The 21573-nt window shown below is 70.0% G+C and carries 25 protein-coding genes; 15 read left to right on the top strand and 10 right to left on the bottom strand.

The window, feature by feature from the left end; translation table 11 throughout:
* Nucleotides 1-28: 28 nt before the first annotated feature.
* A complete protein-coding gene (locus ACWDNU_RS25105; protein ID WP_078870550.1) occupies nt 29-232 on the bottom strand; it encodes an FmdB family zinc ribbon protein in 204 nt (67 codons plus the stop codon).
* A 45-nt stretch (nt 233-277) separates the two neighbouring features.
* On the opposite strand from ACWDNU_RS25105, the gene ACWDNU_RS25110 reads away from it, so the two are divergent.
* Nucleotides 278-1402: an alkaline phosphatase family protein gene (locus ACWDNU_RS25110; RefSeq protein WP_449670695.1), complete on the top strand. Its 1125-nt coding sequence runs from the start codon at nt 278-280 to the stop codon at nt 1400-1402.
* 330 nt (nt 1403-1732) lie between these two features.
* Nucleotides 1733-2038 (top strand): hypothetical protein, encoded by a 306-nt coding sequence (locus ACWDNU_RS25115; RefSeq protein WP_370934697.1) that lies wholly within the window; start codon nt 1733-1735, stop codon nt 2036-2038.
* Nucleotides 2039-2195: 157 nt separating this feature from the next.
* On the opposite strand, the gene ACWDNU_RS25120 is transcribed toward ACWDNU_RS25115, so the two are convergent.
* Nucleotides 2196-2720, bottom strand: a complete 525-nt coding sequence (locus ACWDNU_RS25120; RefSeq protein WP_370934698.1) for a GNAT family N-acetyltransferase — start codon at nt 2718-2720, stop codon at nt 2196-2198.
* Between the two features lie 50 nt (nt 2721-2770).
* Between ACWDNU_RS25120 and ACWDNU_RS25125 the strand changes: the two genes are divergently transcribed.
* Complete coding sequence (locus tag ACWDNU_RS25125; protein ID WP_449670696.1) at nt 2771-3508, top strand: alpha/beta fold hydrolase; 738 nt, start codon at nt 2771-2773, stop codon at nt 3506-3508.
* Here the strand turns inward: ACWDNU_RS25125 and ACWDNU_RS25130 are convergent.
* A complete protein-coding gene (locus ACWDNU_RS25130) occupies nt 3501-4331 on the bottom strand; it encodes a phosphotransferase enzyme family protein (RefSeq protein ID WP_449670697.1) in 831 nt (276 codons plus the stop codon). The two genes, ACWDNU_RS25125 and ACWDNU_RS25130, sit on opposite strands and share 8 nt — an antisense overlap.
* A gap of 136 nt (nt 4332-4467) precedes the next feature.
* On the opposite strand from ACWDNU_RS25130, the gene ctaD reads away from it, so the two are divergent.
* The 4 genes from ctaD to ACWDNU_RS25150 all read left to right on the top strand — a co-directional run bounded on the left by ctaD (nt 4468) and on the right by ACWDNU_RS25150 (nt 9112).
* Nucleotides 4468-6240 carry an aa3-type cytochrome oxidase subunit I gene (gene ctaD, locus ACWDNU_RS25135; RefSeq protein WP_344271569.1) on the top strand — a complete coding sequence of 591 codons (1773 nt, stop codon included), beginning with the start codon at nt 4468-4470 and terminating at the stop codon, nt 6238-6240.
* A gap of 416 nt (nt 6241-6656) precedes the next feature.
* On the top strand, nt 6657-7886 hold the full coding sequence (serB, locus tag ACWDNU_RS25140; RefSeq protein WP_449670698.1) for a phosphoserine phosphatase SerB: 1230 nt from the start codon (nt 6657-6659) through the stop codon (nt 7884-7886).
* The gene (locus ACWDNU_RS25145; RefSeq protein WP_449670699.1) at nt 7883-8656 is read left to right on the top strand and encodes a peptidyl-tRNA hydrolase; all 774 of its coding nucleotides are present in this window, start codon (nt 7883-7885) and stop codon (nt 8654-8656) included. Before serB ends, ACWDNU_RS25145 begins: the two co-directional genes overlap by 4 nt.
* A 51-nt stretch (nt 8657-8707) precedes the next feature.
* Nucleotides 8708-9112: an OsmC family protein gene (locus tag ACWDNU_RS25150; protein WP_344271578.1), complete on the top strand. Its 405-nt coding sequence runs from the start codon at nt 8708-8710 to the stop codon at nt 9110-9112.
* Nucleotides 9113-9500: 388 nt separating this feature from the next.
* Here the strand turns inward: ACWDNU_RS25150 and ACWDNU_RS25155 are convergent, their stop codons facing one another.
* From ACWDNU_RS25155 to ACWDNU_RS25165, 3 genes are all read right to left on the bottom strand, one after another.
* Nucleotides 9501-9833, bottom strand: coding sequence for a hypothetical protein (locus ACWDNU_RS25155; RefSeq protein WP_067593690.1), 333 nt, complete (start codon nt 9831-9833; stop codon nt 9501-9503).
* Nucleotides 9834-9890: 57 nt separating this feature from the next.
* Nucleotides 9891-11942: an ATP-dependent DNA helicase gene (locus ACWDNU_RS25160; RefSeq protein ID WP_370934704.1), complete on the bottom strand. Its 2052-nt coding sequence runs from the start codon at nt 11940-11942 to the stop codon at nt 9891-9893.
* Nucleotides 11943-12033: 91 nt separating this feature from the next.
* Entirely contained in the window at nt 12034-12624 is a 591-nt protein-coding gene (locus tag ACWDNU_RS25165) for a biotin transporter BioY (protein WP_370934705.1), read from the bottom strand.
* A gap of 187 nt (nt 12625-12811) precedes the next feature.
* Between ACWDNU_RS25165 and ACWDNU_RS25170 the strand changes: the two genes are divergently transcribed.
* The gene (locus tag ACWDNU_RS25170) at nt 12812-13471 is read left to right on the top strand and encodes a choice-of-anchor P family protein (RefSeq protein WP_370934706.1); all 660 of its coding nucleotides are present in this window, start codon (nt 12812-12814) and stop codon (nt 13469-13471) included.
* Nucleotides 13472-13475: 4 nt separating this feature from the next.
* On the opposite strand, the gene ACWDNU_RS25175 is transcribed toward ACWDNU_RS25170, so the two are convergent.
* Together ACWDNU_RS25175 and ACWDNU_RS25180 are read right to left on the bottom strand one after the other, a co-directional pair.
* On the bottom strand, nt 13476-14051 hold the full coding sequence (locus ACWDNU_RS25175; protein ID WP_370934707.1) for an isochorismatase family protein: 576 nt from the start codon (nt 14049-14051) through the stop codon (nt 13476-13478).
* Nucleotides 14052-14061: 10 nt separating this feature from the next.
* Entirely contained in the window at nt 14062-15366 is a 1305-nt protein-coding gene (locus tag ACWDNU_RS25180; protein ID WP_344271600.1) for a nicotinate phosphoribosyltransferase, read from the bottom strand.
* A gap of 74 nt (nt 15367-15440) precedes the next feature.
* Here ACWDNU_RS25180 and clpS point away from each other — a divergent pair, with 74 nt between their 5' ends.
* The 3 genes from clpS to ACWDNU_RS25195 are packed head-to-tail and all read left to right on the top strand — an operon-like array spanning nt 15441 to nt 17292.
* A complete protein-coding gene (gene clpS, locus ACWDNU_RS25185; protein ID WP_067593947.1) occupies nt 15441-15740 on the top strand; it encodes an ATP-dependent Clp protease adapter ClpS in 300 nt (99 codons plus the stop codon).
* Nucleotides 15737-16294 (top strand): DUF2017 domain-containing protein, encoded by a 558-nt coding sequence (locus ACWDNU_RS25190; protein WP_067593672.1) that lies wholly within the window; start codon nt 15737-15739, stop codon nt 16292-16294. Before clpS ends, ACWDNU_RS25190 begins: the two co-directional genes overlap by 4 nt.
* Nucleotides 16255-17292, top strand: a complete 1038-nt coding sequence (locus ACWDNU_RS25195; protein WP_449670700.1) for a P1 family peptidase — start codon at nt 16255-16257, stop codon at nt 17290-17292. The genes ACWDNU_RS25190 and ACWDNU_RS25195 overlap by 40 nt, the downstream gene beginning before the upstream one ends.
* Nucleotides 17293-17294: 2 nt before the next feature.
* Here the strand turns inward: ACWDNU_RS25195 and ACWDNU_RS25200 are convergent, their stop codons facing one another.
* On the bottom strand, nt 17295-17666 hold the full coding sequence (locus tag ACWDNU_RS25200) for a hypothetical protein (RefSeq protein ID WP_449670701.1): 372 nt from the start codon (nt 17664-17666) through the stop codon (nt 17295-17297).
* Nucleotides 17667-17747: 81 nt separating this feature from the next.
* Here ACWDNU_RS25200 and ACWDNU_RS25205 point away from each other — a divergent pair, with 81 nt between their 5' ends.
* The 3 genes from ACWDNU_RS25205 to ACWDNU_RS25215 all read left to right on the top strand — a co-directional run bounded on the left by ACWDNU_RS25205 (nt 17748) and on the right by ACWDNU_RS25215 (nt 19456).
* Entirely contained in the window at nt 17748-18155 is a 408-nt protein-coding gene (locus ACWDNU_RS25205) for a Mov34/MPN/PAD-1 family protein (protein ID WP_067593663.1), read from the top strand.
* Between the two features lie 67 nt (nt 18156-18222).
* Nucleotides 18223-18501 (top strand): MoaD/ThiS family protein, encoded by a 279-nt coding sequence (locus ACWDNU_RS25210; protein ID WP_370934711.1) that lies wholly within the window; start codon nt 18223-18225, stop codon nt 18499-18501.
* 4 nt (nt 18502-18505) lie between these two features.
* Nucleotides 18506-19456 carry a PLP-dependent cysteine synthase family protein gene (locus tag ACWDNU_RS25215; RefSeq protein WP_370934712.1) on the top strand — a complete coding sequence of 317 codons (951 nt, stop codon included), beginning with the start codon at nt 18506-18508 and terminating at the stop codon, nt 19454-19456.
* Nucleotides 19457-19505: 49 nt separating this feature from the next.
* Here the strand turns inward: ACWDNU_RS25215 and ACWDNU_RS25220 are convergent, their stop codons facing one another.
* Complete coding sequence (locus tag ACWDNU_RS25220) at nt 19506-20150, bottom strand: TetR/AcrR family transcriptional regulator (protein ID WP_449670702.1); 645 nt, start codon at nt 20148-20150, stop codon at nt 19506-19508.
* 22 nt (nt 20151-20172) lie between these two features.
* Here ACWDNU_RS25220 and ACWDNU_RS25225 point away from each other — a divergent pair, with 22 nt between their 5' ends.
* Nucleotides 20173-21495, top strand: a complete 1323-nt coding sequence (locus ACWDNU_RS25225; protein WP_449670703.1) for an MFS transporter — start codon at nt 20173-20175, stop codon at nt 21493-21495.
* The last annotated feature ends 78 nt before the right edge of the window (nt 21496-21573 follow it).

Raw genomic sequence — 21573 nt, forward strand, 5'->3', positions numbered from 1 at the left:
CCGCGCCAGTAAGCGTGCTCGGTGCCGGTCAGCTGCAGCAACCGCCCCCGCAGCATCCTCCGCCAGCGGGTGCGGGTGCGGAGGCCGAGCCGGTGAGCGCGACGGTCGTGAGCAGCTTGACCGTGTCCGTGTGCCCCTCCGGGCAAGGGGCGGGCGCGCTCGACTCCGCCATCGGGCGCTGGAGTTCGAACGTCTCGGTGCAGTCGCGGCAACGGTAGGCGTAGGTGGGCATGCCGTGATTATCGCTGGCGGGCCGCGTTGGTGGGAAGCTGTCCGGGTGGATGTGCCCCAGTACGCGGATGTTCCGCACCTAGGCCAGGTCGTTCCAGCCCTGCTCGGCGCGCTGGGCGTGCCCGGCGAAGACGGCGGCCTGGCGTTGCCCGAAGCCCGCAGTGCCTGCGTGCTCCTCATCGACGGCCTCGGCTGGGAACTGCTCGCCCAGCACGCCGCGGACGCCCCCGTCCTCACCGAACTGGCCAGCAGCCCCCTGCGAGTCGGCTTCCCGTCGACCACTGCGGCCGGCGTCGCCGCGATCGGCACCGGCTTGGCTTCCGGCGAGCACGGCATGGTCGGCTACACCTTCGAGATCCCGGGCGCGGGCGTCATGAACGCCCTGCGCTGGCGCTCCCACGAAGACGGCAGCGACCTGCGAGGCTCCCTGCCTCCGCGAGAAGTCCAACCCCTGCCGACGACCTTCGAACGCGCCGCCGCCGCCGGGATCGAGGCCGCAGTGGTGTCCTCGGCGCATTTCGCCAACACCGCCCTGACCCAAGCGACCCAGGGCGGTGCCCAATACGTCGGCGTGCACGCGCTGGGCGACCTGGCCGCGCGAACCTTGGACGTCCTGTCTTCGCGGTCGTTCTGCTATGCCTACCACAGTGAATTGGACCTGCTGGGCCACCTCTACGGCCCCGGCTCGACCGCGTGGCGCATGCAACTCCGTCACGTCGACCGCCTGGTAGAGTCCATTGTGGACGGACTGCCCGCCGGTGCGGTGCTGGCGGTGGTGGCGGACCACGGGATGGTGACCGTCGAGGAGAAACTGAACCTGGAGGACACACCGGAACTGCTGGCAGGCGTCCGCGCTTTCGGCGGCGAAGTCCGCGCACGACATGTCTACACGGAACCCGGCGCGACCGCGGATGTCGTGGCCGCGTGGCGTTCGGTGCTGGGTTCGCGGGCCTGGGTCCTGCCGCGCGAAGAGGCGATCGCCGCAGGCTGGTTCGGTACCGCGGTAAGCGACCGGGTACGCCCGCGAATCGGCGACGTCGTCGCCGCGGCGACCGGGACGTTCGGCATGGTGCGCGAACTGGCCGAAGCGGTGGAGACGAACCTGGTGGGCCAGCACGGTTCGCTGACGTCGGCGGAGCAGCTGGTTCCGCTGGCGATCGCGCGGGGTTGATCGACGACCTGGACGCTGTTTCGGGTGCTCGATTGGTGATTGCGCAGGGGTGGTCAATGAACTGGACGCCGCTTCGGGGTGCTCGATTGGTGATTGCGCGGGGTTGATCGACGACCCGAACGCCGCTTCGGGGTGCTCGATTCCTGCCCCGCTGCGGCCCTGGATCGAGATATCCGGCGTCCCTGGCTCACTCAACGCACCGAACGCGAGTGGTTGCGGTCAGCCAATTCAGCGGGGTCCGCGAGAGGCGCTTCCCCGGCAGCCAGGCTGAGCCGGTAGTTCGGGGTGCGTGGCTGCGCCTTCCCCCGGACGTCCAGTTACCGTGACTGCGTGCCCAGACGCAATCGACCCGGCCGAGGCCGTCCCGCTTCCGGCGAGCGTCCGGACGCCGGTGCGGTCAGCGGCTGGGCCCGCAGCGAATCCGGTCCCGACGGGGACTGGCTGGTGCGCACCGTCCCCGGCTCGCAAGCCGCCAAGACCTACCGCTGCCCCGGCTGCGACCACGAGATCCGGCCCGGCGTCCCGCACCTGGTCGTCTGGCCCGCGGACGAGACCGGCGGCGTCGCGGATCGTCGGCATTGGCATCGCCCCTGCTGGGAAGCCCGGGCCCGGCGTCGGCCGAACCGGCGTTGGTGACCGGGGAAACGGTTACCACGAAAGGCTTCCTGGCACCGCGCTCGATCCCGCCGGACCGCATCGCGGTTGACGCAGGCGGCCGAACATCCATCACCACCGAACATCCATCACCACCGAACGCCCACCACCTCCGAACCCCTCATCTCGCGAAACCCCGTCACCGCCGAAAGTGCCGCGAAACCGCCCCCTCGTACTCCTCCTCCACGTACTCCGTGAACCCCAGCTTCTCCACCACCCGCAACGACGGCGCATTGGTCACCGCCACGCTGATCAGCACCGGAATCGCCGGGATCTCCCGTTCCGCCCACTCCACCGACGCCCGCGCCGCCTCCGCCGCGTAGCCCTTCCCCCACGCCGACGGCCGGAAGCGGTACGCCAGGTTCAGCACCTTCTCGCCCCGGAACTCCCGGTTGCGCACTCCGGCCATGCCGATCACGTCCGACCCGTCGGCCGCCTCCGGCCTGCCCCGCTCCCGGACCGCCAGGTATCCGTAGCCGAACTCCGCCCAGTGTTCGAGCCAGCTGTCGAACATCACCAGCGTGGTCGCGGTGTCCGGCGGACGCGGGTTGTACCGGTTCGTCTCCGGGTCGCTCTGGATCTCCGCCACTGCCTGCCGGTCGGTCTCCACGAAGTGCCGCAGCACCAGCCTTTCCGTCACGATCTCTGTCACGCCCTCGACCATAACGACGGGGTACGACAAAAACCGAAGCAATAAAGACGACAATCTCCGCCATGACCGAACTGCCGTTGGTGCTCCTGCACGCCTTCCCGCTCGACGCCCGCATGTGGGACCCGGTCCGCGCGCCGCTCGCGGAACGCCTCCGGGTCATCACGCCCGACCAGCGCGGTCTCGGCCGGAGCCCGTTGCCCGAAACCGAAGCCGAGCCCGATCTCGCCGACGCTGCCCGGGACGTCGTCGCGCTCCTCGACAAGCTCGAACTCGACCAGGTGGTTCTCGGCGGCTGTTCGATGGGCGGCTACCTCGCGATGGCCGTCCTGCGGCAGGCTCCCGAGCGCGTCGGGGGACTGGTCCTCATCGACACCAAAGCCACCGCGGACACCCCCGAAGCCGCGCAGACCCGGCTCGACGTCGCGAACCGGGCGGAGGCCGATGGCGTCGAAAACTGGCTGGCGGACGCGAACCTGCCGAACCTTCTCGCCGACACCGCGTCCGCCGACGTCCTCGCGCGCGTGCGCGAATTGATCGACGCGCAGCCGCCGTCCGGGGTCGCCTGGGCCGCGCGGGCGATGCGCAACCGGCCTGATTCCGTTGACCTGCTGCGCGAAACGGACGTACCGGTGCTCGTCATCGTGGGGGAGCGCGACGCGATCACGCCGCTCGACGCCGCCAACACCATGGTCGAAGCGCTTCCCGACGCGACTCTCGCGGTCCTTCCCGACGTCGGGCACCTGACGCCGCTGGAGGACCCGGCTGGCGTGGTCGAAGCGATCCTCGGCTGGGTCAGCTGAAGTACTCGACCGCTGCGGCGCGCGCATCGGCGAGGCGGTGCGGGAAACGCTGTGCGATCAAGAACCGCCACGCCACTGCGAAGAGCAAGCGAAGCTGCGTACACGTCGCGAGAACGGCTTCGTCCGCTTCGCCCGGGTACGCGGCCAGGAACTCCGGGCCGCCTTGCCGAGCGAGGATCGCCAGGTCCCATTCGAGTGGTCCGCGCCAGGTGTCCTCGAAGTCGAGCCAGCACGGACCGTCGGCGGTCTCGATGAGGTTGCCGGGGTGCGCGTCGCCGTGCAGGGCCTGGACCGGGCCGGACGGCAGCAGCGCCGCTAGTCGTTCGGTCTCCGCGCGGATCCGGTCCGCGAAACCGTCCAACAGCGAAGCGTCGCGCGTGACGGTGTCCAGGAGTTCGCCGACCGGGCCGCGGGAGGGCAGTTCGCCCGGGTAGTCGCGCAACGCGGCGTGGACCCGGGCGAGCGATCCGGCGGTCTCGTCCGGCCCGTGCCGATGGTCCGGATCGTGCGGGGTCCAGTGCCAGAGCGTGACCGGCAGGCCCTCGGCGAAATGCGGTCCGGCCGGGGGATCCGCGGCCGGTGAGACGACGCGCACACCACGTTCGGTGAGATAGGCCGAAAGGGCGACATCCCGCTCGAGCCCCGCGGTCGCGTCCGGCCGCAGCAGCCGGGTGGTGGCCGGGACCCTCGCCACGACCGGACCCATCCTCACCAGCACGTTCGAGCGCTCGTGCAGCACCTCGGCGGCATCGGCCGGGAGGCCGAACCGGCGGCCGACGGCGAGCGCCGAAGAGACCGCCGCGACGCGGTACGGGTCGGTCATGCGGTGATCTAACCAGCCGGTGCGAGCGACTGTCGGTACCGAGGGCTACGATCCCCTTGACCGCCCGGAATCAGGCCCGCCTGAGCCCGAGCGCCCCGAAGTTGACCACCACAAGGTTGCAGTGTTGGAGGCAGGAGTGACGGCCGTAGCCCCCAAGCCGATCGCGACGCGCCCGTATCCCGCGCGCGAGACGGCAAAGGGTTCGTACCTGCTGCGGTTGTTCCGCACGACGGACCACAAGCAGATCGGGATCATGTATCTGGTCTCGTCGTTCGCCTTCTTCATGATCGGCGGCGCGATGGCCATGCTCATCCGGACGGAGCTCGCCCAGCCGGGGCAGCAGTTCCTGTCGCAGGAGCAGTACAACCAGCTGTTCACCATGCACGGCACGGTGATGCTGCTGCTGTACGCGACGCCGAGCCTGTTCGGGTTCGCGAACTTCATCCTGCCGCTGCAGATCGGCTCGCCCGACGTGGCGTTCCCGCGGCTGAACGCGTTCTCCTACTGGCTGTTCCTGTTCGGCAGCCTGATCGTGCTGTCCGGCTTCCTGACGCCCGGCGGCGCCGCCGACTTCGGCTGGTTCGCCTACACGCCGCTGTCGGACGCCATCCACTCGCCCGGCGTCGGAGCCGACCTGTGGATCGCCGGCCTGGCGGTGTCCGGTCTCGGCACGATCCTCGGCGCGGTCAACATGATCACCACCGTGGTCTGCCTCCGCGCGCCCGGCATGACGATGTACCGGATGCCGATCTTCACCTGGAACATCCTGATCACGAGCATCCTGATCCTGCTCGCGTTCCCGATCCTCACCGCGGCCCTGTTCGGCCTGCTGGCGGACCGGCACCTCGGAGCCCACGTGTTCGACCCGGCCAACGGCGGGGTGATCCTGTGGCAGCACCTGTTCTGGTTCTTCGGCCATCCAGAGGTCTACATCGTCGCGCTGCCGTTCTTCGGGATCGTGTCGGAGATCTTCCCGGTCTTCAGCCGCAAGCCGGTGTTCGGCTACAAGGGCCTGGTCTTCGCGACGCTGTCGATCGCGGCGCTGTCGGTGGCGGTGTGGGCGCACCACATGTACGCGACCGGCGCGGTCCTGCTGCCGTTCTTCTCCTTCATGACGTTCCTCATCGCGGTCCCGACCGGCGTGAAGTTCTTCAACTGGATCGGCACGATGTGGAAGGGCCAGCTGTCCTTCGAGACGCCGATGATCTTCTCGATGGGCTTCATCGTCACGTTCCTCTTCGGCGGTCTGACCGGCATCATGCTGGCCGCTCCGGCGATCGACTTCCACGTGTCGGACAGCTACTTCGTGGTGGCGCACTTCCACTACGTCCTCTACGGCACGATCGTGTTCGCGACCTTCGCCGGGATCTACTTCTGGTTCCCGAAGATCACCGGCCGGATGATGGACGAGAAGCTCGGGAAGTGGCACTTCTGGACCACGTTCATCGGCTTCCACACCACGTTCCTGGTGCAGCACTGGCTGGGCGCGGAAGGCATGCCGCGGCGCTACGCGGACTACCTGGCCAGCGACGGGTTCACCACGCTGAACACGATCTCCACGATCGGCGCGTACATCCTCGGGGCGTCCACGCTGCCGTTCATCTGGAACGTGTTCAAGAGCTACCGGTACGGCGAAATCGTCACGGTCGACGACCCGTGGGGCTACGGCAACTCGCTCGAGTGGGCCACGTCCTGCCCGCCGCCGCGGCACAACTTCACCGAACTGCCCCGGATCCGCTCCGAGCGGCCCGCGTTCGAGCTGCACTACCCGCACATGGTCGAACGCCTGCACGCGGAAGGCGAGATCGGCTTCTTCGGCAAGGCCAAGCACGTCGCGGCCCCGTCGCAGAAGCTCGTGGACGCCACCATGCCGGGCGACCACAGCAAGGACAACGCGAGCGAGCAGTAACGGCGCTCGGAACAGTCGCACGGCGCGTGCCCGGTCGAGGATTTCTCGGTCGGGCACGCGCCGTTTTTCATGCCGGATGAGGGCTGCCGAGCCGGGGTGCCAGGGGCCGGGGTTGGCCTGTGCTGGCGGGGTGGGAGCGGTTGTGCTGGTCTTAATCGGGATGAACGCTCACGAGGCTCGATCCATCACGCTCCCTGTCTAGCCCGGGCGGCTCGTCCGTCGCCGCGCCCAGCCGCACTGGTCCGCCAGGCCTCATCCCGACCCCGCACCACCCCTCTCGTCGCCCGTTAGTGGCACCCGCGGTGTGAAGCACGGCACGGGGGCGTTCTGCCCGCCGCCGCTGGAGGCCAGACTGGGCGTGCCGACTCGCCGTGGCCTAAGCGTCGGTGCCGAGACGAACGAGGGATACCGAACCAGTGAGCCAGACTCCCGTCCTCATCACCACGACCGGTCCGGACAAGCCCGGGGTCTCGTCCGTGCTGTTCGCCGTGCTCACGCGGCACGACGTGGACGTGCTCGACATCGAGCAGGTGGTCATCCGCGGGCAGCTCGTGCTCGGCGTGCTCGCCGGCGTCTACCGCGACCCGGAGGGGCTCCAGGAGTCCGTCGAGCAGGCGATGGCGACCGTCGGCATGGAGGTCGAGGTCCGGATCGGCGACGCGATCGGCGCGGATCCGTTCGCGCTCGGGCGGCGCGATTCGTCGCACGTGCTCGTCCTGCTCGGGCGTCCGGTGACCGCGCGGGCGTTCTCCGAGATCGCGCGGCGGCTGGCGGGCATCGGGACGAACATCGACTCGATTCGCAGCGTTGCCGACTATCCGGTGACTGGGCTTGAGCTGTACGTCTCGGTGCGCGAAGACAGCGAAGAGGCCGACGCCGAGCTTCGGTCCATGCTGGCCGACGCGGCGTCCGAGGCCAACGTCGACGTCGCCGTCGAGCGCGCGGGCATCACGCGCCGGGCCAAGCGGCTCGTGGTGTTCGACGTCGATTCCACGCTCGTGCAGGGCGAGGTCATCGAGATGCTCGGCGCGTACGCCGGGGTCGAGGAGCAGGTCCGCGAGATCACCGAGGCCGCGATGCGCGGCGAGCTGAACTTCGCGGAGTCGCTGGAACGGCGCGTTTCGCTGCTGGCCGGGCTGCCCGCCACCGTGATGGACGAGGTCGCGGCGAAGCTCGAGCTGACCCCGGGGGCTCGCACGACCGTCCGCACGCTGAAGCGCATGGGCTTCCGCTGCGGCGTCGTGTCCGGCGGGTTTACCCAGGTCATCGACCATCTCGTGGACGACCTCGGTCTCGACTTCGCGGCGGCCAACGAGCTGGAAGTCGTCGACGGCAAGCTCACCGGCCGCGTCGTCGGCGACATCGTGGACCGCGCGGGCAAGGCGACCGCGCTGCGCCGGTTCGCGGGGGAGTACGGGATTCCGCTCGGCGCCTGTGTCGCGGTCGGCGACGGTGCCAACGACATCGACATGCTGGCCGCGGCTGGCATGGGCGTCGCGTTCAATGCCAAGCCCGCGCTGCGCGAGGTCGCCGACACCGCGCTCTCGCACCCGTACCTCGACGCGGTGCTGTTCGTCCTCGGCGTCACGCGCGCCGAGGTCGAGGCGGCGGACGCGGCCGACGGTCTCGAATTGGCCCGCCCGTGAACCCTCTACTCGAACCGCTGCGCAGCCGCTACGCCTCGTGGCTCGGCCTCCCCGCCGAGGACACCTCGGACACCTCCGACGAAAACCCGGACGAGGTCCGCGCGATGCCGATCATTCTGCGCATCGAACGCGCCGAGCCGCCCGGCCGGACGGCGCTGCTCGAAGCGGCGGCCGCGGCGGCGCTGGCGGTGTGCCTGGACGAACGCGTCGAGCCCGGCGGCGAATGGGCCGAGCCGGTGCAGGCGTGGCTCGACAACCGGATTCGCAAGGTCGCGCGCCGGGCTCGCGGCGCGCATTGGCAGGCGGTGCTCGACCTGCCGGGCATCACCATCGAGGTCGACGGTGCGGAGGCGCGGGCGCTCGTGCCTGGGCTCGTGAAGGAGGCCCCGAAAGAGGTCTCGCGGCTGCAGATCTCCGGCAGCGAACTGCCCGCCGACACCCCCGGCCCGGCCCCGGCTGATGTCCCGCTGCTGATGCTGAACCCGGATGTCCCGATGACCGTCGGCAAGGCGTCCGCGCAGGTCGGCCACGCCACGATGATCCTCGCGTCGCTGCTGCCGGACGACGAACTGGCGGCGTGGGCGGCGAAGGACTACCGGGTCGCGGTCCGGACGCCCAGCCCGGCGCGATGGAAAGAGCTGTGCCCGGTCGACGATCCGGAAGCAGGCTGGCGGGACAACCGCGTGGTCGCCGTCCGCGATGCGGGATTCACCGAGGTCGATCCCGGCACGATCACCGTGCTGGCGCAGCAGCCCGGAACATCGGCGTGACCGGCGCGGTTGCGCCAATGCAGTGATCCGACGGGTGGAAAGGCGTCTCCGATGACTTTGGAAGTACAGCGCGAAGGCACGCACAGCTTCGTCGGCCGCAACGAACGCGGCGCGGAGGTGCGGTTGGGCCGGGCTGGTGCGGAGGGCGCGTTCTCCCCGGCGGAACTGCTGCAGATCGCGGCGGCGGGCTGCTCCGCGGTGACGGCGGAGCAGCTGATCACGCGGCGGGTGGGCGAGGACTCGAAGTTCCGCGTCGCGGTGACGGCTGACCGGCGTGAAGGGGCCTCGGAACTGGACGCGGTGCATGTCGCGTTCGACGTCGACGTGTCGGGCCTCGACGAAGCTCAGCGGGAAGCGCTGGCGGGCGCGGTAGATCGGGCGATCGAGCGGCTGTGCACGGTGAGCCGGACGCTGAAGAAGGCCATTCCGGTGACGGAGACCTTTCCGACCGCTTGAGCCGCGACGGTTTTTGCGTCGGGTTGGTGAGTCGCGGTGCAAGGCGGGTTGCTGGGCTGGTGTGGCGGGCGGTTCGCGCGGCGGGTTTCGTGAGTCGTAGCGGCGGGCGGGTTGCGGAGCTGGTCTGGCGGGCGGTTCGTGCGGTGGGGCGCAGCGGCGGACGGTTGTTGCAGCGAGGTCGTCGAGCCGGATGGCGGCCGGTTCGCGCAGAGCGCTCGCCGTGGCGGCGGCAGCGGTAATCCGGCTCATCGAGCTGCTGCGGCCAAGACCTGGCGAAGCCGCGGCGCGCCCACCCTTGCCCAGCAAGCGTTCCCGGCCGAGCCGAGGTCAGCGAAAGCCGCAGCAGCGAAAGCCGCAGTAGCCCGGAGCGGGCTTCAGCGAGCCTGGATCAGCTTTGCCACACCACGTACGCCTGGTCGGCGTCCGTGGTCATCGCTTCGATGAACTTCTCGTTGTCGAAGCCGGGCAAGGTCTGCAGGCGTTCGATGAGGGCGTCCGCGGCCGGGTCGCCGCTCGGGACTGCCGTGCCTTTGCCGTCGTTGCCGACCAGCATGAAGAAGACGTCTTCGTTCCAGGGGCCGTCGGGGATGACTCTCACCATGACTGAGCTCAGTTCTGACCACGTCACAGCTTCTTCGCTGCCATCGGCGAGCCGGCGCCGCACCCCGGTGTCGTCAACACTGACGGTCCGGGATTGTGCGCTGGACGAATCCTGGGTCAACGGTGCTCCCTGTCGTGTTCGTTCCACTCACCGTACCCGCCTTGCCCGTGCGCTCGGTCAGGCGGGCGCGGCCGCGTCGAGTCGCTTCAGTGCGTCCCGTGCGACCTGCGGATCTGTTGTCGGCCAGAACGGCGGCAGCGACGCGCGCAGGAAACCGCCGTAGCGCGCGGTGGCCAGCCGGGAGTCCAGCACGGCTACCACGCCGCGGTCGGTGACCGAGCGGTGCAGCCGTCCGGTGCCTTGGGCCAGCAGCAGCGCGGCGTGCGTGGCGGCGACGGTGAGGAATCCGTTGCCGCCCCGGGCTTCCACCGCGCGTTGGCGCGCGGACGACACCGGATCGTCCGGGCGGGGGAACGGGATCCGGTCCACCACCACGAGCTGCAGCGACGGGCCGGGCACGTCGACGCCCTGCCACAGCGTGAGCGTGCCGAACAGGCAGGTCCGCGCGTCTTCGGAGAACTGCCGCACCAGCAACGGCGTGGCGTCGTCGCCCTGGCAGAGGATCGGGTGGTCGAGCCGTTCCCGCATCGCCTCCGCGGCCTGTTTCGCCGCGCGCATCGAGGAGAACAGGCCCAGCGTACGGCCGCCCGCGGCTTCGACCAGCTCGGCCAGTTCGTCCATTGTGGACTCGGCGAGCCCGTCGCGGCCCGGCGGCGGCAGGTGCTTGGCGAGGTAGAGGATGCCGTTGCGGCGGTGGTCGAACGGCGATCCGACGTCCAGCCCGGTCCACTTCGGGCCGTTGTCCTCGTCCGACGGCGCTTCCTTGTCGGTGGCCGTCCCCGGCGACTTCACCACGCGCGCGCCGCTCGGCGGAAGACCCCATTGCCGGGCCATGGTGTCGAATTCGCCGCCGAGGGTGAGCGTCGCCGAGGTCAGCACGGTGGTGTGCTGGTTGAACACGCGCTCCCGCAACAAACCCGCGACACCGAGCGGCGCGACTTTCAACGCGGGCGGTCGCGGATTCGCGGAGTACTTGTCCCCGGTCAGCCAGACGACGTCGCGTTGGTGCGCCAAGTCCTCGTCGTACGCGTCGAGCAGCCGGACCGCGGTGTCGTGCACTTCTTCGAGCAGCGACCGGGCCAGCTTGCGCGCGGTGGCCTCGCCGACGTCTTCCTTGCGGTCCGAACCCAGCGCGGTGAGGCATTCCTTCGCCGCGTCGCGCACCGCCGGGATCGCGCCCTGCAACGGCTTCGGCAGCGCGTCGAGCCTTCCGGACGGGATGTCGTCGAGGATCAGCGCGAGTCCGTCCGACGACTCCAGCAGCCGGTCCGCGATTCCCGCGTCCATCAGCTTTCCGCAGCGGCGCGCGGCGGCCGAGACCATGGCGCTGGTGAGCTCGCCGGTCGCGACGGACGTGACCCGGTCGACCAGGTCGTGCGCCTCGTCGATGATCACCAGGTCGTGGTCCGGCAGCACCTGGTAGCCCTGCAGCGCGTCGATGGCCAGCAGCGCGTGGTTGGTGACCACGACATCGGCGCGGCCCGCCTCGGCTCGCGCGCGTTCGGCGAAGCAATCGGTGCCGACCGGGCACTTCGCGGCGCCGAGGCATTCCCTCGCGGTGACGGAAACCTGCCGCCACGCCTGGTCGGACACGCCGGGCACCAGCTCGTCGCGGTCGCCGGTTTCGGTGTCCGACGTCCACTCGTGCAGCCGCGTGACTTCCTTGCCCAGCCGGGACACCGCGAACGGGTCGAACAGCTGCGCGTCCTCGGGCTCGTCGGCCGGGCCGGTGTCGAGCCGGTGCAGGCACAGGTAGTTGCGGCGGCCCTTGAGGATCGCGAAGGTCGGTTCGCGCCCGAGCGGCTTCTTGAGCGCCTTGGCGAGACGCGGGAGATCACGGTCGACCAGCTGGCGCTGCAACGCGATGGTGGCCGTGGAGACGACGACGGTGGTGTCTTTCTCCACCGCGTGCCGGATCGCGGGCACCAGGTACGCCAGCGATTTGCCGGTGCCCGTTCCCGCTTGCACGGCGAGGTGTTCGCCGGTGCGGATGGCGTGGCCGACGGCATCGGCCATCTTCACCTGGCCGGGGCGTTCAGCGCCGCCGACAGACTCCACCGCGTGGGTGAGGAGTTCGAGGACGCCGGGGAAATCGGTTCGGGCGGGCACAGCGAGACACGATAGCCGCCAGGTCCGACAGGATCTTCGATCCGGCGCGAACGGACCCCTCGCGCCGGATCGAAGATCCCGGGATTACGGCTCAGTCTTCCTTGCGGAACCGCGAAACCGCGGCCCACGCGAGCGGCAGCACACCCGCCGCGACCACGGTCTTCAGCACGTCGCCCACGAGAAACGGCGTGACGCCCTTGTCGAAAGCGGTGGCGAGATCGAATCCGGTGGCGGCCATCAGCCACGGCACGCCGAACGCGTAGATCGCGACGTTGCCGAGCACCATGGTCCCCGCCATGCGCAGCGGAGTGCGGTCGCCGCCGCGGCGGGCGAGCGCGCCCACGAGGGCGCCGGCGAACACGAAGCCGACGATGTATCCGGCCGAGGCTCCGGACAGCCCGGAGGTCCCGCCCTGGAACCACGGCACGCCGGCCGCGCCGACGAGCAAGTACAGCAGCATCGAGGCCGCGCCGCGGCGCATGCCGAGCGTCGCGCCGACGAGCAGCGCGGCGAAGGTCTGGCCGGTCATCGGCACCGGCGTGCCCGGAAGCGGGATGACCAGCTGCGCGGCGGCTCCGGTGAGCACGGCTCCGCCGGCGACCAGCGCCAGGTCGCGCACCAGGGTGCCGGGCACGAGGTCGGCCAGCACCTGACGGCGGGCCGGGAGAGACAGTGACGACACGGGACCTCCAACCACGGAAAACGGACGTCCGGGCAGGTTATCGTCGAGCGACGGGGCGGAACGAGACAAGTTGCGTTCCTCACCACCCCTGTCTTCCGCCACACGTACGGGTGAGCTGCCCCGGTCGACGTTTGGGACCCCTGCCGCGCTGCCGATGTCGAAGCACGGGCGAAGGGAGACAGGTCGAATGCGCGGACGAATCCTGCTGGTCACCGGGGTTCTGCTGGCTGCGGCTCCGGCGGTGGCACACGCCGATCCGCCGGTCACGTCCACCGGCTGGGGTTCGGCGGGCAGCCTCGACGTGCTGGTGGACCACGAGCACGTGGTCACCGGCGAACTCGCCCGCTGCGACGCCGACGGACCGGCGTCCGCGCGTACTCCCGGCGGCGCGGCGGGCGAGGTCGCGGTGTTCGGGTTCGGCGGCACCAGCTGCGAGCGGAAGGGCCCGGTCGCGCAGGTGAAGACCGGCGGGCAGCGGTTCGAATCCGACCTGCTGACGCGGTACGGCGGGCCCGAGCTGAAAGTCCGCACGTACTCGGTCGGTTGCGCCACCACGACGGATTCGGGCAGCACCGGTTCGATGTCGATCGGCGAGGTCTCCGGCTTCACCATTCCGTCGTCGATCCCGGCGAACTACCGGATCACGATCCCCGGCGGCGCGGCGGGCACGGCGCTGGCCACGATCACGCTGAACGAGACCGTGACGCCTACGCCGGCCGACGGCAGCCTGGTCACGCACGCGGTGCACGTGAAGCTGTTCCCGCAGGGTGGTCCGGCGAGCGGGGACATCTACCTCGGCACCGCGGCGTGCAACCCGTATGGCAAGGGCGGCGCGCCCAAGCAGTGAACGGTCAGGCGGGCGGCAACGCGGGCGTGCCGGTGTAGCGCACGCCCGCCTCGTCGAAGTCCTTCAGCGTCGCGTCCACCGTCGGCTGCGAACCGCCCACGGTCAGGTCCAGGAGCACCTGCACGTTGAACCCAGCCTGAGCAGCGTCGAGCGCGGTGGCTCGCACGCAGAAGTCCGTCGCGATGCCGACGACCTCGACGTCGGTCACTTCGTGCGCGCGAAGCCATTCCTCGAGCGTCTTGCCGTCGCCGGACTTGCCCTCGAAACCGGAGTACGCGGCGGTGTACTCGCCCTTCGAGAAGACCGCCTCGACCGGCACCACGTCCAGCGCCGAGTGGAACGACGCGCCCGCCGTGCCCGCGACGCAGTGCACCGGCCAGCTGGTGTTGAAGTCGGGCGTGTCGCTGAAGTGGTCGCCCGGATCGATGTGGTGGTCGCGAGTGGCGACGATGTGGGTGTAGCCGCCGTCGGCCATCCGCCGCGAGATGGCCGCCGCGGCAGCCGCCCCGCCCGGCAGGCCGAGCGAGCCTCCCTCGCAGAAGTCGTTCTGCACATCCACCACGATCAGCGCGGTTCCCATGGTCGGCTCCCTACAGAAAAGTCGTCGGTATCGCGGGCTCGCCGTGCGAGAGCTTCAGGCCCTCCCACGGCAGGCTCACCTGCGCGCGCCGCAGGCGGGCACGCGCGTCGTCCAGCGTGGGCAGATCATCCACCGGCGCGCCCTCGCGCACCAGGGGGATCTGCAGGTCGAGATCGTTCTCGCCGGGCTCCGGGCGTCCGCTGGCGGCGGTCCAGACCACTTCCTCGACCGCCGTGCCGGTGCTGCGGTGGCGGCGCAGCGCGTGCTTGCGCCCGCCTCGGGATTCCTTGTGCGCACTGCGTTTCGCGACCGGGCGGCCGTCGACCTCGACCAGCTTGTACACCATCCCGGCGGTCGGCGCGCCGGATCCGGTGACCACCGAGGTGCCCACGCCGTACGCGTCCACCGGTTCCGCGCGCAGCGCCGCGATCGCGTGCTCGTCGAGGTCGCCGGACACCACGATCCGGGTGTCTTTCGCGCCGAGCGCGTCGAGCTGGTCGCGGGCCTTGCGGGCGAGCGGGCCGACGTCGCCGGAGTCGATCCGGATCGCGCCCAGCTCCGGGCCGGCGACGCGCACGGCCGCCTCGATGCCCGCGGTGATGTCGTAGGTGTCCACCAGAAGGGTGGTGTCCGCGCCCATCTTGCTGACCTGCGCGCGGAACGCCGCTTCCTCGCTGTCGTGCAGCAGCATGAACGCGTGCGCGACGGTGCCGCGCGTCGGAATCCCGTAGCGGCGGCCCGCTTCGAGGTTCGACGTCGTGGCGAATCCGGCCAGGTAGGAGGCGCGCGCGGCGGCGACCGCGGCGTACTCGTGCGTGCGCCGTCCGCCCATCTCGATGATCGGCCTGCCGTGCGCCGCGCCGGACATCCGCGCCGCCGCGGACGCGATCGCGCTGTCGTGGTTGAGGATCGACAGCACCAGCGTCTCCAGCACCACGGCCTCGGCGAAACTGCCGGTCACGGTGAGGATCGGCGAACCCGGGAAGTACAGGTCGCCTTCGCGGTAGCCGTCGATGTCGCCGCGGAACTCGTAGTCGGCCAGCCACGCCAGCGTTTCCGGGTCGACGACCGCGGTCTGCTCCAGCATGGTCAGCTCGGCGTCGGTGAAGCGGAAGTCGGCGATCGCGTCGAGCACGCGCGCGGTGCCCGCGACGACGCCGTAGCGGCGCCCGTCGGGAAGCCGCCGCGCGAAGACTTCGAACACGCACGGCCGGTCGGCCGTCCCGTCCGCGAGCGCGCTCGCCAGCATGGTCAGCTCGTAGTGGTCGGTGAGCAGCGCCGTGCTGGCGCTGGTGACCGGCTCGGGGGAACCCATGGGAGCAGCCTATTCACTCACATGGACGGACCTGGCGCGGCGTACCGGGATGGCCCCGTGACACCATGGTGTGCATGTCCACGCCTGTCGCATCCGAACAGACGCAGGTCGATCCACTCGGGGCCGAGCTGGCCGAATCCGACCAGCCCTGGCGGACGATCGTCTGGAACGACCCGGTGAACCTGATGTCGTACGTGACGTACGTCCTGCAGAAGCTGTTCGGCTACAGCCGGGACCACGCCACGAAGCTGATGCTCGACGTGCACAACAAGGGCAGGGCGATCGTGTCGTCCGGTTCGAAGGAGAAGGTGGAGACCGACGTGGCGAAGCTGCACGCGGCGGGCCTGTGGGCGACCATGGAACAGCCCTCGTGAAGGCCTGGCGGCGCAAGGGGGACGCCATCCTCGCCGGATTCGAACAGCAGGAAGCCGCGGTGCTGCGCGGGCTGGTCGGGCAGCTCGAGGACATGCTCACCGCCCGGGCCGAGGAGGCCCCGCAGGACGAACTCGCCGAGCTGACCGGGATCCGCACCGGCCCCGCCGAATCGCCGGACGACCCGGTGCTGTCGCGGCTGCTGCCGGACTTCCACCGGCTCGACCCGGACAACCCGAGCCGCGAGGACCTCGATTCGGCGGCGGCGATGCGGTCGCTGCACGAGCCGGAGCTGCTGGAAAAGAAGGTCGGCGTCGCGAAGATCGTGCTCGACACGCTCCCGCGCGACGGCGGTTCGGTGAAGCTGACTTTCGAGCAGGCCGACGCCTGGCTCGGCGCGCTGAACGACGTCCGGCTGGCGCTGGGCACGGCGCTCGACGTCACCGAGGACATGCCCGACGAACTGCCCGACGACGACCCCCGCGCACCCCATCTCGGCGTCTACCATTGGCTCACATGGGTGCAGGAGACGCTGATCCAGGCGCTGACCGGCTGACCGGCGGGAAAATCACCGACGTTCCTGGCGTGCTCGTAGGCCATCACGAGAGGCTCGGCGACGGCTGGGCCACCGGAACCACTGTCGTGCTCGTGCCGGACGGCGCGACCGGCGCGGTCGATCAGCGCGGCGGCGCGCCCGGAACGCGCGAAACCAATCTGCTGGAGCCGGAAAACCTGGTACAGCAGGTGAATGCGGTCTGTCTCTCCGGCGGCAGCGCGTATGGGCTCGCGGCGGCGGACGGCGTGATGCGGTGGCTGTCCGAGCGGAATTTCGGGTTTCCCGTTGGGGCGCAGCCGTATGAGGTGGTCCCGATCGTGCCCGCGGCCGTGCTGTTCGATCTGCCGCGCAGCAAGTGGGGCAATCGGCCGGACGCCGATTTCGGTTACGCCGCTTGCGAAGCGGCCGGGGACGTCGTCGCGATGGGCACCGTCGGCGCGGGCTCCGGCGCGGTGGTCGGTTCGCTCAAGGGCGGAATCGGGACGGCGAGCGAGGTCGTCGGCGAGGTGACCGCCGGCGCGATCGTCGCGGTGAACGCGGCGGGCCAGGCCGTGGATTTCGCGACTGGGCGAGCGTTTGCCGGAGACCATGAAGTGGACGGCGAGTTCGGCGTCCGCTGGCCGGATCGGCCGGGCGAGGTGCCAGGGCAGCGGACCGACCTGAACACCACGATCGGTGTGGTGGCTTGCGATGCGGAGTTGACGAAGGCCGAGGCACGCCGGTTGGCGGTGGCCGCGCAGGACGGGTTGGCGCGCGCGGTGCGTCCGGCGCATTCGATGTTCGACGGCGACACCGTGTTCGCGCTGGCGACGGGCGCGCGGGAGCTGCCGGGGGAGCCTGGGTCGTTCGCGGTGGCCGCGCGGGCGGGTGCGTTGGACGCGTTGTGCGCGGCGTCGGCGCGGGTGTTCGCGCGGGCGATGGTGCACGGGCTGCTGTCGGCGACCTCCGCGGCTGGCATCCCGGCGTATCGGGACGTGTGGCCGGAGGCGCTGGGCTGAGGTCAGAACGGGTCTTGCGGGAGGGCGTCCTCGCTCCGTTCGAGATCGGCGGCGCGCACGGTGGCCACGTACTCCTCGTCGATCTCCAGCACGAGGTCGCCGAACGACACGGCCGGCCCGAGCGACGGATGCAGCTCCACCGGGCCCAGTTCGGTCGAGCGCGGCAGCTGCGCCCACACCGAAACCGGCTTCGACCGGCGGAAAGTGCTGCAGGCCAGCACCGTCACGTGCCGATCGGTGACCACGACGACGAAGCTCCGGTGCGCGGCCATCATCGAAATCATCAGCGATGTGGCGGGGAACACGTACTGGACGACGTCGCCCTCGGCCAGCAGCGGACGGCAGCGTTCGCGGACCTTCGAGGACACCGGCATCCCGTTATTGTGCCCTGACCTGCGGATGAGCGGTAGCTCTCACAGTGTGGACTCGCTCGGTCCACGAACTAAGATGTGCGTGTGCTCCGGATCCGCCGTGAACTCGTCGACGAGATCGTCGCCCACGCCCGCCGTGACCACCCCGACGAAGCGTGCGGGGTGGTGGCCGGTCCTGTGGGCTCGGACCGCCCCGAGCGGTTCATCCCGATGCTGAACGCCGCGCGCTCGCCGACGTTCTACGAGTTCGACTCGGGCGACCTGCTCAAGCTTTACCGCGAGATGGACGCGAACGACGAGGTCCCGGTGGTCATCTACCACTCGCACACGGCGACCGAGGCCTATCCGTCGCGCACCGACGCGAACATCGCCGCCGAACCCGACGCGCACTACGTGCTCGTCTCGACAAGAGAGCCCGATTCGCACGAGTTCCGCTCGTACCGGATCGTGGACGCCGAGATCACCGAGGAGCCGGTCGAGATCCTCGACTGAACTCCAGCGGAATAAAGCGCGGCGTCCGATGCGTCAGCGTGTAGGAACCCACCCGGAGGTAAGAACCATGGCCGTGACCGTGTCCATCCCGACCATCCTGCGCACCCACACCGGCGGCGAGAAGTCCGTCGAGGCGGCGGGCAAGACCGTCCTCGAGATCATCGACGACGTCGAGTCGCGGCACGCCGGGCTGAAGGCGCGCCTGGTCAAGGAGGAGAAGCTGCACCGCTTCATCAACGTCTACGTCAACGACGAGGACGTGCGCTTCTCCGGCGGGCTCGACGCCGAGGTCAAGGACGGCGACACCCTCACCATCCTGCCCGCCGTCGCGGGCGGCGCGCGCTGAGTCGATGACTCGCTACGAGTCCCTCCTCGACGCACTCGGCGGCACCCCCCTGGTCGGCCTGCCCCGGCTGTCGCCGACCGACGAGGTGCGGCTGTGGGCGAAGCTCGAGGACCGCAACCCGACCGGCTCGATCAAGGACCGGCCCGCGCTGGCCATGATCGAGGCGGCGGAGCGGGACGGCATCCTGCGGCGCGGGTCCACGATCCTCGAACCGACCTCGGGCAACACCGGGATTTCGCTGGCCATGGCCGCGAAGCTCAAGGGCTACGGCCTGGTGTGCGTGATGCCGGAGAACACCTCCACCGAACGCAAGCAGTTGCTGCAGGCGTACGGCGCGCGGATCGTGTTCTCGCCGGCCGCGGGCGGTTCGAACGAGGCGGTGCGGCGGGCCAAGGAGCTGGCGAAGCAGAACCCGGACTGGGTGATGCTGTACCAGTACGGCAACCCGGCCAACGCGGACGCGCACTATCGCGGGACCGGGCCGGAGCTGCTGAAGGACCTGCCGACGCTGACCCATTTCGTCGGCGGGCTCGGCACGACCGGGACGCTGGTGGGCGTCGGGCGGTACCTGCACGAGACCAAGCCGGACGTCCAGGTCATCGCGGCCGAACCCCGGTACGGCGAGCTGGTGTACGGCCTGCGCAACCTCGACGAGGGGTTCGTGCCGGAGCTCTACGACGAGAGTGTGCTCAACGGACGCTATTCGGTGGGGGCGTACGACGCTCTCCGGCGAACGCGGGAGTTGCTGGAGCACGAGGGCATTTTCGCCGGGATCTCCACGGGCGCGGTGCTGCACGCGGCGCTCGGGGTCGCGGAGAAGGCCGCCGCTCGCGGCGAGAAGGCGGACGTGGCCTTCGTGGTCGCGGACGCCGGCTGGAAGTATCTGTCGACCGGCGCGTATTCCGGGTCGCTGGACGAAGCTGCAGAACGGCTTGACGGTCAGCTCTGGGCCTGACCTTCCGTGAGGGGAACCCTGAGGGACTCTGATTCCCTCAGGGTTCCCCTCACGGCAGTAATCCTACGACGAGTGCGCGGACGCCTCGTTCGTAAGTGTCTTGTGCGGTAAGGGTTTCCCAGCGCGGTCCGATCTCGGCGAGCGCCGGGAATTCCGTCGCGTCCAGTTCCGCGAAGACTCGCTCGCGGTAGGTGTCGCCGCCCCGATCCCGTCGGCGCGCGGCGGCCGCGCGGGAACTGATCTCGCCCAGCGTGTAGTGCCACACCGCTCGGTAGACCTCCACCGCCGTATCGGCCGGCAGGCCCGCTTTTACCGCCGCCGCAACGATTTTCTCCGGATACCACAGCCCGCCGACGGACAGCAGGTCGTCGGAGCGCAGGACGTCCACGATCCACGGGCAACTCGCCAGCCCGTCCCGCATCGCCTTCGCGACCGCCACGATCCGCTCCGCCGGTTCCTCCGGGAGGTTCTCCGGCCGAGGCATCTTGCCGTGCGCGTAATCGTCCAGCAGCAGGAGAAGCAGGCCCTCTTTGTCGCGCACGTGGTGGTAGAGCGCCATCGCCGTGCTGCCGACCTCGCGGGCCAGCCGCCGCATGGTCAACGCGTCGACGCCGTCCTCCTCGATGACCCGGTGGGCGGCGGCCACGATGTCGGCCTTGGAGATCTTCGGCGGTCGGCCGGTGCGCGCTGGCATGTCGCCATGCTACTTTTTATACATGTATAAAAACTACTGGGGGACGGTCGCCGCGCTGGCGTTCGCGGTGGCGGTCGGGACTTTGCAGATGACCGTCGTGGTGCCGTTGCTGCCGCAGCTGCAGCTCAAGCTGGGCGTGCCGCTGAGTTCGGTTTCGTGGGCGCTGACCGCCGGGCTGCTGGCGGGCGCGGTCGCGATTCCGCTGGTCGCGCAGCTCGGCGACCTCTACGGCAGGCGCACGATGTCGCTGGTCGTGCTCGCGTTGCTGGTCGGGGGATCGGTGCTGGCGGCGGTGGCGGACTCGCTGCCGCTGCTAGTCGTCGGCCGGATCCTGCAGGGCGCGGCCGCGCCGTTGCTGCCGCTGGCGATCGGACAGGTCAGGACCGTTTTGCCGGCCCGCTCGCTGCCGACTGCGATCGGCGTTCTGAGCGCGACGATCGGTGCCGGGAGCGGCGGCGGGATGATCCTCGCCGGGCTGGCCGGGGGCGATCACCAGCTGGTGTTCTGGGTGCTGGCGGCGCTCGGCGTGGTGGCGTTCGTGCTGGTCGCCGCGGTTAAGGAGGACCGGACGGCCGCGGTGCGGAGCGGTTCGCCGGACCTGCTGGGCGCGGTGCTGGTGTCGGGGTGGCTGATCTGCCTGCTGCTGGCGATCAGCAAGGGTTCCGAATGGGGCTGGGCGACCGTCGGACTGCTGGTCGCGGCCGTCGTGCTGGCGGCGGTGTGGGTGGTGACGGCGCGGCGCACGAAGACGCCGCTGATCGAGATTCCCATGCTGCTGCACCGAAAAACGGTCGGCGCGACGGTGGCGTCGTTCCTGCTCGGCTTCGCGTTGTTCGCCACGATCATGACGCTTTCGGCGTACGCGCAAGGCGTGCTCAGGGCGTCGGTGTTGCAGGTGGGGCTTTATCTCTTGCCGACGACGATCTTGATGCTGGTGGTTTCCGTGCTGGCCGGCTCGTTGATGCGCCGGTTCAGCGCGCCCGCGCTGGTCGCTGGCGGTTCGGCGGTGGTGCTGGTGGCCGCGTTGTGGCTGACGACGTTGCCGGGGGACGGGCTCGGGCTTTATGCCGTCGCGGCGGTGCTGGGGCTGGGGATCGGGCTCGGTTACGCCGCGCTGGGGACGATGGCGGTCGAGCACGTCGAGCCCGCGAAGACGGCCGCCGCCGGCGGGATCAACGCGCTGGTCCGGGTGGTGGGCAGCAGCCTCGCCGGAGCGGTGGGCGCGGTGGTGCTGTCGGCAGGCGGTCCGGGATGGAGCTTCGCGGTGGCGGCGGTGGCCGCATTGCTTTCCGCCTTGTTCGCCGCTGCCTATGGAAACTTGCTCCGGAAGCCCGCAATGGTGTGACTAGCGGTCCGTGAAGGGCTCCTTGAAGGAATCAGATTCCCTCAAGGAGTCCTTCACGGCAGGTCACCCAGGGGCCAA

The sequence above is a fragment of the Amycolatopsis sp. NPDC003676 genome (assembly GCF_053587275.1).